This is a genomic window from Vagococcus vulneris, assembly GCF_003950515.1.
Taxonomy (GTDB): Bacteria; Bacillota; Bacilli; order Lactobacillales; family Vagococcaceae; genus Vagococcus; species Vagococcus vulneris.
Genome location: NZ_NGJS01000006.1, coordinates 46,050 through 62,623 on the forward strand (window position 1 = coordinate 46,050; position 16,574 = coordinate 62,623).

12 protein-coding genes are annotated in these 16,574 nt (G+C 34.1%); all 12 read left to right on the forward strand.

The window, feature by feature from the left end; genetic code table 11:
- Positions 1–43: 43 nt before the first annotated feature.
- The 12 genes from ppdK (at position 44) to nrdG (ending at position 16,548) form a co-directional block, all read left to right on the forward strand.
- Positions 44–2,668 (forward strand): pyruvate, phosphate dikinase, encoded by a 2,625-nt coding sequence (ppdK, locus tag CBF37_RS05460; RefSeq protein WP_125983744.1) that lies wholly within the window; start codon positions 44–46, stop codon positions 2,666–2,668.
- Positions 2,669–2,692: 24 nt separating this feature from the next.
- The gene (locus CBF37_RS05465; protein WP_125983745.1) at positions 2,693–3,313 is read left to right on the forward strand and encodes a helix-turn-helix transcriptional regulator; all 621 of its coding nucleotides are present in this window, start codon (positions 2,693–2,695) and stop codon (positions 3,311–3,313) included.
- Entirely contained in the window at positions 3,314–4,147 is an 834-nt protein-coding gene (locus CBF37_RS05470; protein WP_125983746.1) for a pyruvate, water dikinase regulatory protein, read from the forward strand.
- Positions 4,148–4,311: 164 nt separating this feature from the next.
- A complete protein-coding gene (locus tag CBF37_RS05475) occupies positions 4,312–5,004 on the forward strand; it encodes a response regulator transcription factor (RefSeq protein WP_125983747.1) in 693 nt (230 codons plus the stop codon).
- Positions 4,982–7,117, forward strand: coding sequence for a histidine kinase dimerization/phospho-acceptor domain-containing protein (locus CBF37_RS05480; RefSeq protein ID WP_125983748.1), 2,136 nt, complete (start codon positions 4,982–4,984; stop codon positions 7,115–7,117). The genes CBF37_RS05475 and CBF37_RS05480 overlap by 23 nt, the downstream gene beginning before the upstream one ends.
- Before the next feature lie 79 nt (positions 7,118–7,196).
- Complete coding sequence (locus CBF37_RS05485; protein ID WP_125983749.1) at positions 7,197–7,877, forward strand: response regulator transcription factor; 681 nt, start codon at positions 7,197–7,199, stop codon at positions 7,875–7,877.
- 2 nt (positions 7,878–7,879) lie between these two features.
- A complete protein-coding gene (locus CBF37_RS05490; protein ID WP_240626671.1) occupies positions 7,880–8,872 on the forward strand; it encodes a sensor histidine kinase in 993 nt (330 codons plus the stop codon).
- Positions 8,873–8,982: 110 nt separating this feature from the next.
- Positions 8,983–9,741 carry an ABC transporter ATP-binding protein gene (locus tag CBF37_RS05495; protein ID WP_125983751.1) on the forward strand — a complete coding sequence of 253 codons (759 nt, stop codon included), beginning with the start codon at positions 8,983–8,985 and terminating at the stop codon, positions 9,739–9,741.
- 2 nt (positions 9,742–9,743) lie between these two features.
- Positions 9,744–11,735, forward strand: a complete 1,992-nt coding sequence (locus CBF37_RS05500; protein ID WP_125983752.1) for an FtsX-like permease family protein — start codon at positions 9,744–9,746, stop codon at positions 11,733–11,735.
- A 782-nt stretch (positions 11,736–12,517) separates the two neighbouring features.
- The gene (locus tag CBF37_RS05505) at positions 12,518–13,231 is read left to right on the forward strand and encodes an epoxyqueuosine reductase QueH (protein WP_125983753.1); all 714 of its coding nucleotides are present in this window, start codon (positions 12,518–12,520) and stop codon (positions 13,229–13,231) included.
- 523 nt (positions 13,232–13,754) lie between these two features.
- Positions 13,755–15,896: an anaerobic ribonucleoside-triphosphate reductase gene (gene nrdD, locus CBF37_RS05510; RefSeq protein WP_420824166.1), complete on the forward strand. Its 2,142-nt coding sequence runs from the start codon at positions 13,755–13,757 to the stop codon at positions 15,894–15,896.
- 67 nt (positions 15,897–15,963) lie between these two features.
- On the forward strand, positions 15,964–16,548 hold the full coding sequence (nrdG, locus tag CBF37_RS05515; RefSeq protein ID WP_125983755.1) for an anaerobic ribonucleoside-triphosphate reductase activating protein: 585 nt from the start codon (positions 15,964–15,966) through the stop codon (positions 16,546–16,548).
- Positions 16,549–16,574 lie beyond the last annotated feature (26 nt).

The following is a 16,574-nucleotide window of genomic DNA, read 5'->3' on the forward strand; positions in this document are numbered from 1 at the left end:
CATATATAATTCAATCATACGTATCATATAGGAGGTATTATTAATGAAACAAGTGTATCAATTTCATGAAGGACAAGGCAGCATGCGTCAATTATTAGGAGGTAAAGGTGCAAACTTAGCAGAGATGACTCGCTTAGGATTACCGGTACCACCAGGTTTTACGATAACAACGGAAGCATGTATTTATTATTTAACTAATGGAAAGCGCTTAACAAATGAATTAAGACAAGAAATTGAAACACATATACTTGAATTGGAAAAACAAACAGGTAAAAAAATAAATGATCCGGATAATTTATTATTATTATCTGTCCGTAGCGGGTCAAAATTTTCAATGCCAGGTATGATGGATACAATTTTAAATTTAGGTTTAAATGATACAAATGTTGAAATATTTGCACAGTTAACTGGAAATCCACAGTTTGCATACGATTGTTACCGCCGTTTGCTACAGATGTATGGTAATGTTGTCTACAATATCGACGGTCAACTATTTGAAGAAATTATTGAATCAACTAAGTTGAGATACCGCGTAAAACAAGATTTTGAGTTAACTGTTGATCAATTAAAAGAAATTATTGAACAATTTAAAGACGTATATCACAGACAAAAAGGTCAAGATTTTCCGCAAGATGTCAATGATCAATTGTATCAAGCCGTTGAAGCTGTTTTTTCTTCTTGGAATAATAATCGTGCTCGGGTCTATCGTGAATTACATGATATTGATCACAATTTAGGGACAGCTGTCAACGTACAAACAATGGTTTTCGGGAATAGTGGAGTAGAAAGCGGAACGGGTGTATTATTTACGAGAAATCCTTCGACTGGAGAGAACAAATTATTTGGTGAATATTTAATTAATGCTCAAGGTGAAGATGTCGTTGCAGGTGTCAGAACACCTCTTGATATTCAGCATTTGGCTGAAGATATGCCAGAAATTTATGAACGATTAACTAAAATGGCGACTGATTTAGAAAAGCATTACAAAGATATGCAGGATATTGAATTTACAATTGATAACCGTCGTTTGTATTTATTGCAGACTCGTAATGGTAAAAGAACAGCACAGGCAGCTGTTAAAATTGCTGTTGATTTAGAAAAAGAGGGATTAATTTCAGTAGATGAAGCGTTATTAAGTATTAACCCTGAATCGATTAATAGCTTACTGCATCCTATTTTTGATGAAACTGCAATTAATGATGATCAAGTATTATCTACAAGCGGTCTGCCAGCAAGTCCTGGGTCAGCTACAGGGAAAATCTGCTTTGATACAATTGCAGCAAAAGAAATGGTTAGTCAAGGATATCAAGTGGTCTTACTGCGTCAAGAAACTTCTCCGGAAGATATTGAAGGAATGGTTATCAGTGAAGCAATCGTTACAAGTCGTGGCGGTATGACATCTCATGCAGCTGTTGTTGCACGTGGCATGGGGACATGTTGTGTTGCTGGTTGTTCAGATTTAGATGTAGATGAGGATAAGAAACAAGTTCGTTGTGGTGATATACTATTAAATGAAGGGGATGTTATCTCAGTTAACGGTTCAAAAGGTCATCTGTACGTCGGTGAGATTCCCCTAATTATTAATGAAAATAACGAGTATTTAGATAAGATTATGATGTGGGCACAAACTAGAGCCCGACTTGATATCAGAATGAATGCTGAAACTGTTACAGATATTCAAACAGGTTTAGATTTTAATGCTTCGGGTATTGGGTTAGTTCGAACAGAACATATGTTTTTTGCTCCAGAACGCCTAAAAGAAATGCGACGTTTTATTCTATCACAAAATTTAGAAGAACGTCAGTCAGCATTAACAGATATCTTAACATATCAGTTGGATGACTTTAAGGCAATTTTTCAAACAATCGCTGATAAACCGGCTGTTATCCGTTTGTTGGATCCACCACTACATGAATTTGTACCAACTAAAGCATATGAAATTAAACGGTTATCTGAAGAATTGGCTGTGTCTGAGGAAATTCTTGGGACAAGAATAAATGAATTGCATGAATTGAATCCAATGCTTGGACATCGTGGCTGTCGATTGGCTATTACCTTTCCTGAGTTATATCTAATGCAGGCAGAGGCAATTATTAGAAGTGCCATAGCTTATCAAAATGAAACAGGTGTCCGTGTTTCTCCCGAAATCATGATACCGTTAGTTGGGATGACATCAGAATTAGTTCAATTAAAAAATCAAATTAGTCAGCATATTGAAAAAATACTTAATGATGAATCAGTAAAAATTGAGTATACTATAGGTACAATGATTGAGATTCCAAGAGCTTGTTTAATTGCAGATGAAATTGCTGCCGAGGCAGACTTTTTCAGTTTTGGAACAAATGATTTAACGCAGATGACATTTGGTTTTTCTAGAGATGATGCTGGGAAATTCATTACTCAGTATGAAGAACAAGGTATTTTACCTAAAGATCCCTTCCAAACGCTTGACGTGGAAGGTGTAGGTGAGTTAATTAAAGTTGCCGTGGAACGTGCTCGTTCTGAAAAGCCAAACTTAAAAATCGGTGTTTGTGGAGAATTGGGCGGAGATCCGGTATCCATTGAGTACTTCAATAAATGGGGACTTGATTATGTATCTTGTTCACCGTTTAGAGTGCCTATTGCTTATTTAGCAGCAGCACAAAGTCAGATTAAACAATCATTATAAGAGTGTATAGAATGAGGGATAGAGATGGAATTATCTGAGCGTCAAAAAAAAATTATTGAAATTGTTAAAGCTAATGAACCGATTAGTGCGGATAATATCGCAGGGGAGTTGGGATTGACTAAACCAACATTACGCAGCGATTTAGCTGTTTTAACAATGACTGGAGTTTTGGATGCCCGACCTAAAGTTGGGTATGTATACTCAGGTATTTCGTTTAAACCACTCTTAGAAGATCAATTGTTTCAGACTAAAGTGGACGAATTGATGTCGTCACCTGTCTTAGTATATCCTGAGACGACAATTCGTGATGCAACAACTTCACTTTTTATGTATGACTGTGGATCACTTTACGTGGTTGATTCTGAATCAAAGGATTTAGTCGGTATTGTGTCACGTAAAGATTTATTGCGGAGTTTACTGAATAATCAAGATAATGAATTAGCTGTAGCTATAATTATGACGAGAATGCCTAATTTAGTCGTTGCTACGGTAGAAATGACCGTCTTGCAAGCTGGCGAGTTGTTAGTTACACATGAGATAGATTCATTACCAGTCGTTGCTAAGGATTCATCAAAACAAATTATCGGTAAACTATCGAAAACACGCATCATGCGTCACTTTATTCAAATAGGGAGTGGTAAGTAAATGAATAGTTTGCAGCAAAGACGAGATAAAAAATTAACACTTTTTGTTATTTCAGATTCGATTGGTGAAACTGCTCAGCGCGTTATTCACGCTGTCTTAGCACAGTTTCCAAAGTTAACAGAATATGATATTAAGACATTTTCATTTATAGATTCTGAAGATGTTTTGACTGATATTCTGACAGATGCATTAAAAGAGAAAGCCGTCATTATAACTACGTTGGTTAATCAAACGTTGAATCAGCAATGTGATAAGTTTTGTAGGAAAACGGGATTAGAACGCATTGATTACATGAGTCCTCTACTAGATATTATCTCTGAACGAACACAGCAAACACCAACTTATGAAAGCGGTTCACAGTATCAGCTCAATCAAGATTATTTTAAACGAGTGGAGGCAGTCGAATTTGCTGTCAGATATGATGATGGAAAAGAATCAAAGGGATTCCCTAAAGCAGACATTGTTGTTTTAGGTGTATCCCGCACATCAAAAACACCATTAAGTATGTACTTAGCGAATAAATCTTTTAAAGTTGCCAATCTGCCTCTTATTCCTGAAGTTTCATTGCCTAAAGAAATTAACGACTTAGAAAATAAGGTAGTTATTGGATTGACAGCTAATGCTAATTATCTAATGAATGTTAGACAGTCGCGCCTAAATTCGTTGGGCCTTGGCGGAAATTCATCTTATGTTGAATTAGAACGGATCAAACAAGAATTGGCTTATGCCAGAGAAGTTTTTGATCAAACAAATGCTTATGTTATAGATGTGACTAATCAGTCAATTGAAGAAACGGCACAGCAAATTATCGCATATGTAACGAATGGTGAATAAAATAATAAAAAAGTGCTTGGATAATTTTTCCGAGCACTTTTTTTGACGTTTAAAAAAGCGATAGTTAAGTTATAGTTATCATATTAAGAAAAGATTAAGAATTAACCTGATAAATCATTAAGAAATAATTGGTATGATTAAGTTAGTTAGGGGGGATCTTTAAAATGAATGAGAAAATACTAGTAGTTGACGATGACGAAGATATCAGGCAGGCTGTTGCAATTTATTTAAAACAAGAAAACTATCAGGTTTTAGAGGCAGCTGACGGAATTGAAGCTTTAGATATTTTAGGGAATCAATCAGTTCATTTAATTATTTTAGATGTGATGATGCCGAATTTAGATGGTATTGTGACAGCTTACCGGATTAGGGAAAAAGCGAATGTGCCAATTTTGATGTTGAGTGCCAAAGGCGAAGATGTCGATAAAGTTTACGGCTTACAAGTCGGTGCAGATGATTATTTGACTAAACCATTTAATCCGATGGAACTATTAGCACGAGTCAAATCAATGCTCAGACGGTATATGACACTCGGCGAATTTCAAAAAGGGCCGGAATCATTGATTGAAGTAGGTGGTCTACAATTAGACACTGCTAGTAAAGAAGTCATTGTGGATGGGCGTAAGGTTCACTTAACTAAAACAGAGTTTAATATTTTAGAACTTTTGATGGTTAATAAAGGGAAAGTCTTTTCTGTGGATAATATTTATGAATCGGTGTGGAAAGAGCCAAGCTTCAATGCTGATAATACCGTTTCAGTTCATATTAGAAAAATACGTGAAAAAATTGAATTAGATCCGAAGAGTCCAAATTATTTAAAGGTGGTGTGGGGAGTTGGCTATAAAGTGGAAGAATAGTTTAATAGTGGTTGTGCTGGGAACTATTATGACATTAGGGTTATTGTTAATTAATATAAAGGTAGAATATCATGTAAGCGACTATACTATGGAAGATATAAATGAGGGTATGACTAACCTGTACAAACAAAAATTATTGCAGGAAATTACGGACAAGGGTGAGGTAGTTCCAACTGATGAAATGGTTGAAATTTATCGTAATTATTATGGTGATTTATCAACCCAAATTAAGTCGATTCAAAAAGAATATAGCCATAAAAAATCATCTAATAAAGACATTCAAAAGGAGCTAGACAAAGAAGAACAAGAAAAGATTAATCGTATTGTGGAAAATTTTACGGATAATGATCAGGTTAAGCAAAAAATTAAGACAGAAAGCCAACGTTATTTAGAGAAAAGCGGACCAAAAGAATTAGCAAAAGTATCAGATCAGGTTGAAAAATTTTCTAAAAATTATCAATATGCTTTTTCTGATGACAAAGGCCATTTTTATACTAATATTCCTGGGGCCACTGCTTCAATGTCTAAACAAGAAATGAAAAAAGCAATGACACCTGTTAAAGGAATAACGGTAGAAACTACTAATTCTATGTTATATCCAGAAACATACCCAAGTTCTAATTATTTAATGACTGTTATGTTAGCAGGTCGTGATACTGTATCAATGACAGGTGTGTATCTACCACAAAAGGGAAGTGATTTAGTCACATCTATCTTAAAATTAGAGAATAAAAATAAAAAAATAGCTACCTATCATAAAATTGGTATCATTTTGTTAAGTTTTACAATAATAATTTGGTTAATATTAGTCTATTTTAAACGACTCAGTCCCAGTATTCCTTGGTTTAAATTACCAATCGATAGTGTCATTATTTTTTATATTATCGGTAGCTTAATTTATCTTTTGAACCTTCCATATCAGAGTTTTCAAATTTTTGAAAGAAAGTTAGTTTTGCATATTATTCCGTTAGTTATCGGATCTTGGATTCTTATATCTGCTATAACGAGCGTCATCAGAGTTATTCAAATTAAAAAGAGTTCCAAGATGTTCAAACAGTTATGGCATCAGACCCTGATGTTTCGACTGAATAAGTGGAATGAAATGAAATTTAATCAGTCATCACTCGTATCACAATTTATTATTGTGATGCTAAATATTATTTTGGCTGGTTATACTGCGTACACCTTAACACATGGTGTTTATGATTGGATTATTCATCCGTTATTCACTTTATTAAGTATGATCTGGTTAATTTATTTCCTTGTTTTTATGTTGAGATATGCTTCTGAGTATAATAAATTACGACAAAAACAAATCGATTTTTTAAAAAAAATAGATGAAGCAGAAACCACGAGTCACGGTTTTAAAGATAATCTAACCAATTTTGAAAAGATTGAGACCATTGTTAATCACGCTAAGCTTAGCGAACAAAACTCTAATTCATTGAAGTCAGAGTTACTAACAAATATTGGTCATGATTTGCGGACACCGCTGACCTCAATTATTTCTTATAGTGATTTGTTAGCGAAGACCAATTTAACGACAGTCGAACAAAATGATTATGTTGATATTATTTCTAGAAAGGCTAATCACATGAAATATCTTGTGGATGATTTATTTACGATTACTAAAATCGAACATGGAGAAATTTCCTTAGTTAAAGAAGATATTGCCGTAGACCAATTGCTGCAGCAGATTATTTCAGAACAAACAGATGAGTTCAAACAACGAGATTTAGCAATACTGTATCGTAAGCCCGAAGAATCTGTAGTTGCATCAGTTGATGGCGGTAAGATGTGGCGCGTATTTGATAATCTGTTGGGGAATGCGCTGAAGTATAGCTTGGCACATACTCGTGTCTATGTGAGAGTTATGGAAGGCGACGATGATATTTTAATTGAGGTCAAAAATATTGCAAATTATCATTTAAATGAAGATGCCGATCGATTAATTGATAAATTTCAGCGAGCGGATGAATCAAGACATACTGAAGGATCAGGCCTTGGTTTAGCTATTGTGCAATCAATTATAGAAGCTCATGGCGGAAGTTTAAAGGTATCAGTTGACGGCGACATGTTCAAGGTAAAGGTTTCGTTGAAGAAATCTTTATAACAGTTTATAACACCAACGGTCATCGGTTGGTGTTTTTTGTGGTAGGATAGACTAAAAGATTAAAAGCTGAGGTGAATAAGTGATGCAAAAAATTTTTATTGTGGAAGATGATCCCGTTATTTGTCAGGGATTGAAACAGCATTTTACACAGTGGGGATTTCAATGTGAAACAGTTGCTGATTTTGAAAGAGTTGCAGATGAGATTAAAGTAAGTCAAGCTGATTTAGTTTTGATGGATATTTCTCTACCATTTTTTAATGGTTTTTATTGGTGTGAAAAACTACGAAAAACGTCTGAAATTCCGATTATTTTCCTATCATCCGCGAGTGATAATATGAATATGGTAATGGCAATGAATATGGGCGCTGATGATTTTGTTGCCAAACCATTTGATATGTCAGTTTTAGTTGCGAAAGTCCAAGCACTATTGAGACGTAGTTATCAGTTTGGTGGCATTCCAGATTTTCAATATGGCGGATATAAACTTAATCCGCAAGAAAATCGGGTTGTTTATCAAGAGCAGTCTGTGGATGTCTCACCTACCGAATGCAAAATTTTAAGTCTGCTGTTTCAATCCAGCGGTCAAGTTGTGACTAAAGAGCTGATTATGGAGAAGTTGTGGGAAGGAGATCACTTTATTGACAGCAATACATTAGCAGTCAATATGACCCGATTGCGTAAAAAGGTTAGTGTTATCGGCTTGGACCAATTAATTCAAACGGTTAAAGGCAAAGGTTATTTGTTGGAGAGGGTTGATTAGTGATGCGTTTTATCTTGATGTATATGAAGGAACATCGAGCACTTTATTTTAATTATCTATTGTTGTGCTTATTGTTTTTTTCGACTTTTTATTTATATGATTTGTCCTTACAGCCTTTTCTAGATAGCTTATTATTTTCATGTTTTACACTGGTGATATGGACACTGTATGCTGCTAGAAGAGATAATCGTCATCATCGGCAATTGCAATTGTTATTAAAACAAGAAATGATAGACAGTCACAGTTATCAACAATTGACAGAGGGTCAGACACAAATAATTCGCGATTATCAACAGTTGTTGATAAAGGTCGGTAAAGAAAATCAACAATTAAAAAATCAAGCACTTGAGGAACAGCAGGAATTGCTGGATTACTATGCGATGTGGAGTCATCAGATTAAGACCCCTTTGGCTGCACTACAAGTTTTAATTCAGACACAGCCTGATGCGGTGCCGCAAATGAAAAATGAAGTAGCCACGATAGACGGTTATTTAACAATGATGTTGCATTATTTAAAAATGGCAACTATTGAACAAGATTTAGTATTAAAGCGAATTAATATCTACCCTGTTGTGAAACAGGTTGTGCGCAAGTATGCGATGTTTTTTATTCAAAAGGATTTGAGTGTTGACTTGGAAAACTTTACTAAAGAGGTTGTAACAGATGAAAAATGGTTAAGTTTTATTTTGGAACAGCTTATTTTTAACAGCATAAAATATACAAATCAAGGAATGATTCGAATCTTTATGATAGATGATCGTTTAGTGATACAAGATACGGGAATTGGAATTTTGGCACAAGACTTACCAAGAATTTTTGAATCTGGATATACTGGTTTTAATGGTCGTGGTAATCAGAAAGCGACTGGTTTAGGGCTGCACATGAGCCATGAAATTGCCAAAAAATTAAGTATAGAGCTTGACGTTGCATCGCAAGTCGGTGTGGGCACAAAGGTTACACTCACATTTAATCAACGTGAAAGAATAGTTGAATAGCCAAACTTACTGACCTGTAAGTTTGGCTATTTCTTTGTAAGTGTTAATATTTTCAAGAAATCGGTAAGATAGATTTAAGTAAACAAGAGATAAATATGGAGGAATTAATAATGAAATTATTAGAAGTGAATAATGTTAAAAAGACGTATCACACACGTTTGGGAGGTAATAAAGTTGATGCATTAAAGCAAATAAATTTTTCAGTAGAAGCTGGCGAGTACGTGGCGATTATGGGCGAATCGGGTTCCGGTAAAAGTACATTGTTAAATTTATTAGCGACTTTAGATCAGCCGTCGTCAGGCGACATAAAGTTAAATGGAATCGATTTGAATCACATTAAAGAGAAGGACGCTGCCGCCTTTCGCCGTGAACATCTAGGCTTTGTGTTTCAGCAGTTTAATTTATTGGATACTTTTTCCGTTAAAGATAATATTATGTTGCCGCTGGTTTTAGCTAAAACAGCTGTTGTTGATATGGAAGCACGGTTGATGATTCTTGCACCGCAGCTTGGGCTGGAGAGTTTATTAGAAAAATATCCATACGAATTATCTGGTGGTCAGCAACAGCGGGTAGCAGCAGCTAGAGCGTTAATAACAAATCCTGATCTAATTTTAGCTGATGAGCCGACGGGTGCACTGGACTCAAAAACATCTGCACAATTGTTATCACTGTTTCAAAAAGTTAATGAAGAGGGACAGACTATCTTGATGGTTACGCATAGCGCAGTGGCTGCAAGTCATGCTAATCGTGTTTTATTTATTAAGGATGGACAAGTGTACAATCAAATCTATCGTGGCAATCAATCCAATGAACAATTTCTTAATCAAATATCTGAAACGATGACAGTTTTACTAACTGGGGAGGTGTAAGCATGTTTTATTTAAAATTAGCGATGACTAACTTAAAAAAGAACAGGCGAGCCTACACACCCTTTTTAGCATCTATGATTTTCTTAATTGTTGTGAATGTTGTGATGCGCGTATTGCTGACCAATAAGGGGATGAGTGAATTGCCGAGTGCAATGGCCGCAAAATCATTGTTTGGTTTCGGCAGTGTCGTTATCATGATTTTTACGGTAATTTTTTCACTGTATACGAACAGTTTTTTATTGAAACAGCGAAAGAAAGAATTAGGTTTGTATAATATTCTTGGGTTGGGGAAAAAAGAACTAGCACGTGTCCTATTTCTCGAAAGCTTAGTTGCATCATTATTTTCAATTGTTGCCGGGTTGATATCAGGTATTATTTTTTCAAAACTATCTTTTTTGATTTTGAAGAAGATTAGCGGTTTTGGAGAAGATTTTACTTACTCGCTTGATGCCAAAAATATTGGCTTGATTGTTTTATTTTTTGTCGCGGTTTTTCTAGTTTTATTCATTTTAAACGTGATTCAGTTAAAAATGGTTAATCCATTAGAATTGCTTGGCGGCAGTCAACATGGCGAAAAAGAACCTAAGGCTAAATGGTTGACAGCGTTAATCGGTATCGTCTGTATTGGTGCCGGCTACTTTATTTCTGTGACAATTCAATCACCGCTAGAAGCTATTACACAATTTTTTATTGCTGTCGTACTGGTAATTATTGGAACATACGCATTGTTTACAGCAAGCAGTATTGTAGTATTGAAACTTTTGAAACGGAATAAAAGGTATTATTATCAACCAAATCATTTTATTTCAGTTTCTAGTATGATGTATCGTATGAAACAAAATGCGGTCGGTTTGGCTAGTATTTGTGTCTTAAGTACAATGGTTTTGGTTACAGTAGCAACGACTGCAAGTCTATATTTTGGAATGGATGATGTGACTAATAACCGTAATCCTTATGATGTCAGTCTATCGACATCCGATAAAAAGCAAATTCAAAACATTGAAAAGACATACAAAGAAACTGCTAAAAAACATGATATTAGAATTAAGGAAGTACAGTCGCTTGAGATGTCGGGTGGCATGGCTATTGTTAAAAAAAGCAATCAATATCAAGTTGTCGATTTCAAAACGGGCAGTTCAATGAAAGAATTAAGTCAAGCAGAGATGTTGAGTTTTATGACCGAGGCTGAGTACAATCGTTTAACGAAAGAAAATTTGTTATTAAAAGATAAAGAAGCGGTTGTCTTTAGTATGGAAAAGCCTTATGAAGAAAAAACAATGAATTTAGCCGGAGACAATTTAAAAGTTGTCAAGACGATAGATAAATTATCTTTTATACCACAAGTACAAGGTGTTTCAAATGTTTTGCTTGTGATTTTAGCTAATCAGTCTGATATTAAGCAGGCGATTCAAAGTTTATATGGCAGTAATCAAGAACAGAAAGAATTTCAAAAAGTTAACTACACGGTCTATGCTAATTTGGTTGGCAGTCAAAAAAATCAGCAAGCTTTTTCAAGGGAAATAAAAAAAGAAATGTCAACACAATATCCTGGTGAGACATTTACTTCAGCTTCATTGGACCGTGAGGAATCTAAAAATTTTATGGGAGGATTTTTATTCTTGGGTTTAATTTTCGGACTAACTTTCACGTTAGCGACAGGAATAATTATTTATTACAAACAAATTTCAGAAGGTAATCAAGATCAGCAACGGTATGATATCATGCAAAAAGTTGGTATGAGTCATGCTGAAGTGAAGAAAACAATTCAAAGCCAAATTTGGATGGTCTTCTTCTTCCCAATTGCACTAGCAGCTCTGCATTTGGCCTTTGCGTTTCCAATGATTCAAAAAATGTTAGTATTATTCGGACTAAGTAATTGGATAATCTTTTTAACCGCGAGCGTCATAGTTGTTATTAGTTTCTTAGTTATCTATTTAGGAATGTTTATGCAGACCTCAAAATCATACTATCGTATTGTTGAGAGACAGCATTAATTAAAAATACTATAAAAAAGTAAAGTATCGAGTTATTAGTTACTTTGCTTTTTTATTTTGTAATCAATCGTAGTAATTATTTAGTTTCTAAATTAATATTTGAATGACATTAAATTTTAAAATAGTTTATAATTTTTAATTGAAAGTATGTTAATTTTAAATGGATGCAGCTGTTATAGCTAATGATTTGAGCTTAGTAGCAATGTTTGTTTCAATAAATACTCTTATTAAACGTAAAGATAGACAGAAAATGATAAGTTAATTGAGGAGGCAGTGCATATTGCCGAAGAAGCTAATAAATTATTCGAAAAGTCATTTAGTCTAAGTATAGGAAGCTATGTTACTTATGTAAAAAAATAAAGTTAATGTTATTTATTACTATGCTAAAATAGATAGTCCTGAAAAATTGCTTACTGATCAAGATTTATTGGAAAGGATACAGTATAAGGTAGAATTAACGTTTAGATTAATTGTAATCAAGGGTATAGTTCTATCGCAGGACTCATTAAAGTACACGATATTGATGGTATGGAAAAATTGGCATTATATACATTAAATAAAAAAGAAGTCAGCATACCAAGAAATAGAAAAAATATTAATGTTAATTAATAATAATCGCCATGATTATTTACAAAAAGATATTAAGTTGTTGGATGACGAGTGCAAACAAACGGTGGTAAAAATCTTAGATAATTTTAAAGATACAGCATACTAATTGTACAGTAGAAAATTAAAGAAATACTAATAAATAAAAAATGTTATTTTATGATGGGAGATACAACATGATAAATTCTGAAGAAATCATTAAAAAAATGTCTAATCAAAAAATAAATTATGATTCTGTTTTAAAAAAAGTTATCACATCTTGGGAAAAACAAAAAATACGACCTAAAATTTTATTACATAGTTGTTGTGCACCATGTAGTACTTATACATTAGAATATTTATGTGAATATGCAGATGTAACAATTTATTTCTCCAATTCTAATATTTATCCTAAAAGTGAATACCAACGTCGCGCGACTGTTCAACAAACATTTATTAACGATTTTATTAAAAATACGGGGAAAAAAGTAGGTTATATTGAAGCAGATTATAAACCAAATGAGTTTATAAAAATGGTAAAAAACAATCAATTAGCTGAAGAAAAGGAGGGGGGGAAACGTTGTACAGCATGCTTTAATATGCGTTTAGATTTAGTTGCACAAGAAGCCCTGGAACGAAACTTTGATTATTTTGGTAGTGCATTAACTATTTCACCTAAAAAAAATGCTCAATTAATTAATCAAATCGGTATGGATATCCAAAAAATATACAGTGTTAATTATTTACCAAGTGATTTTAAAAAAAATAAGGGTTATGAGCGATCAATCGAGTTATGCAAGGAATATGATATTTATCGCCAATGTTACTGTGGGTGTGTGTTTTCGGCTAAACAACAAGGTGTCGATTTAAAACGAATAAATAAAGAAGCTATTGAGTTTAATAAAAAATAATAAGGTTTTATCAAATTTTTCTATCAAAAAACACTCCTTTAACTGTATTGTTAGCTAAAAGAGTGTTTTTTAAAGTCTTTAAATAGTAAGGAACTAATTAATTAGAAAAATACTAGCGGAGAATTAGTATTATTTTTAAGGAAACTAATTCTAATGAAAAAAATTATATTAACTATAACTAAGATAATTAATTAGTATGAAAATAGTATGAATAAAATTTAAAGAGAATTTGATAATTGAATGTATTGTATTAATTAAGAGATGTTTATGTTCCATAATAATTTTTATAGTGAAACTAAACTCAAGAAAAAGAGTGATAAAACTCAGATTTGATAATAGTTATAGCAAATCTATAATAACTATATATAGTTGTCAAGACTTTTTTTTTATTTTAAAGACACAATATATAGTTGAAAAAAGCACTTTATTGAGCTATGATAGTAATCGAATGATTGAAAGGGAGTTGACTAAATTGATAGATTTTAACTTAAATAGTGAAAAAGATAGCGAGTTAAGTGTCAAGCTGCACAAGATTCAAGTAATAAAACGTGATGGACGTATCGTTGAATTTGATGATGACAAAATAAAAAATGCTTTGGTGAAAGCTCAAATAGAAATTGACGGACCGTTAGACCCTGTCTCTAATACTAAAATTGATCATTTAGTCGATTTAATTAATAATGAAATTGCTGAACGTTTTGCTAAAAATATTAAAATTTATGAAATTCAAAACATTGTGGAACACACATTGCTGGATCACTGTGAATATGAGCTAGCCGAAGAATACATTAATTACCGCACAAAGCGGGATTTTGATCGTCGCCGTGCGACGGACATTAACTTTACAATTGAAAAGCTATTAAATAAAGATAGCCGATTAGTCAATGAGAACGCAAATAAAGACAGTGATGTATTTAATACACAGCGTGATTTGACAGCAGGAATCGTTGGAAAATCAATTGGTTTGAAGATGTTGCCGCCGCATGTTACAAATGCACATCAAAAAGGTGATATTCACTACCATGACTTGGATTACCATCCATATGCACCGATGACGAATTGCTGCTTAATTGATTTTAAGAACATGCTGAATAACGGCTTCAAAATAGGTAACGCCGAAGTTGAACCGCCAAAATCAATTCAAACAGCTACCGCACAAATTTCGCAAATTATCGCAAATGTAGCATCTAGTCAATATGGTGGCTGTTCTGCTGACCGTATCGATGAATTTTTAGCACCGTTTGCTAAAAAGAATTATCAAAAACATTTAGCTGATGCAGAACGCTGGGTGGATGATGAAGCTAAACGCGATGCATACGCCAAAGAAAAAACACGTAAAGATATTTATGATGCGATGCAAAGTTTAGAATATGAGATTAATACACTATTTACATCTAATGGCCAAACACCATTTACTTCACTAGGTTTTGGTTTAGGAACTAATTGGTTTGAACGTGAAATTCAACGTGCTATTTTTCAAAATCGGATTAAAGGTTTAGGCGGAGAACACCGCACGGCAATTTTCCCAAAATTGATTTTTACAATTAAAGAAGGCGTGAATCGTCAACCAAGCGACCCTAACTATGATATTAAGGAATTAGCTGTTGAATGTGCCACAAAACGAATGTATCCTGATATTTTAAACTATGATAAGATTGTCGAATTGACAGGTAGTTTCAAAGTACCGATGGGTTGTCGTTCATTCTTGCAAGGATGGAAAGATGAAAACGGGCAAGAAGTTAATGCTGGTCGGATGAATTTAGGTGTTGTTACCTTGAACTTGCCGCGTATTGCAATGGAGGCTGACGGCGATAAGGAAAAATTCTGGAATCTTTTGGAAGAGCGCTTAGGTATTATTAAAGATGCGTTGGTTTTCCGAGTGAACCGCTGTAAAGAAGCGACACCTGCTAATGCACCTGTTTTATATATGCACGGTGCCTTTGGACCAAAATTGAAAAAAACAGATTCTGTTGATGAATTGTTTAAAAATCGTCGTGCTACTGTGTCACTTGGCTATATTGGATTATACGAAGTCGCATCAGCATTCTATGGCGGTGCATGGGAACATAATCCAGAAGCAAAGGCATTCACTTTGGATATTGTCAAAGCGCTTAAAGCACATGCGGATGATTGGGGTGATGAATACGGCTACCACTTTAGCGTTTATTCAACACCAAGTGAAAGCTTGACGGATCGTTTCTGCCGTTTAGATCATGAAAAATTTGGTAATGTTGAAAATATTACGGATAAAGAGTATTATACAAACAGTTTCCATTATGATGTTAGAAAAAATCCGACACCTTTTGAGAAATTAGATTTTGAAAAAGATTATCCGCAATATTGTTCAGGCGGATTTATCCACTACTGTGAGTATCCGGTTTTACAAACTAATCCTAAAGCATTAGAAGCTGTTTGGGATTACGCATATGATAAAATCGGCTATTTAGGAACCAATACACCGATTGATCATTGCTATGAATGTGATTTTAAAGGTGATTTTAATCCAACTGAGCGCGGTTTTGAATGTCCTGAATGTGGCAATCATGATCCAAAAACCTGTGATGTTGTTAAGAGAACTTGTGGTTATTTAGGTAATCCGCAAGCACGACCAATGGTGCATGGCCGTCACAAAGAAATTGCTTCACGTGTTAAACATATGAAATAAATTTTAATAAAGAGATTAAGTGTGGGCATTAAACTTAGTCTCTTTTTTAGCTAAAGGGGTAAAAAGTATGAGAAATCCAAAGCCAAAAGAGTGGTCAGCAGCTGATTGGAGCCAGTATAAAATTGCTGATTATAAACCGTTTATGTTTGTTGACGGGGAAGGGGTTCGCTGCAGTCTGTATGTCAGCGGTTGCCTATTTGCTTGTAAAGGTTGTTTTAATAAAGCTATTCAAAATTTCAATTACGGAGAACCATATACGCAAGAATTAGAAGATCAAATTATTACCGATTTGGGTCATGATCATGTTCAAGGATTGACCTTATTAGGCGGAGAGCCATTTTTAAATACACAAGTATGTTTGAAGTTAGTTGACCGAATTCGTGAAAAGTATGGTACGGCTAAAGATATCTGGTCGTGGTCAGGTTATACATTTGAGGAACTGCTTCAGGATACCAATGATAAGTTGGAATTATTGTCGAAAATCGATATCTTAGTAGATGGACGCTTTGAATTAAGCCGGCGTGACTTAACGCTTCAGTTTCGTGGTAGCAGCAATCAGCGAATTATTGATGTGCCGAAGTCGTTAGCATCTGAAAATAAAGAAGTCGTTATTTGGGAAAAATGTGTGGATAAAGCTAGATATCAAGATTAATATTTAATTGGAAAATTATTTAGACA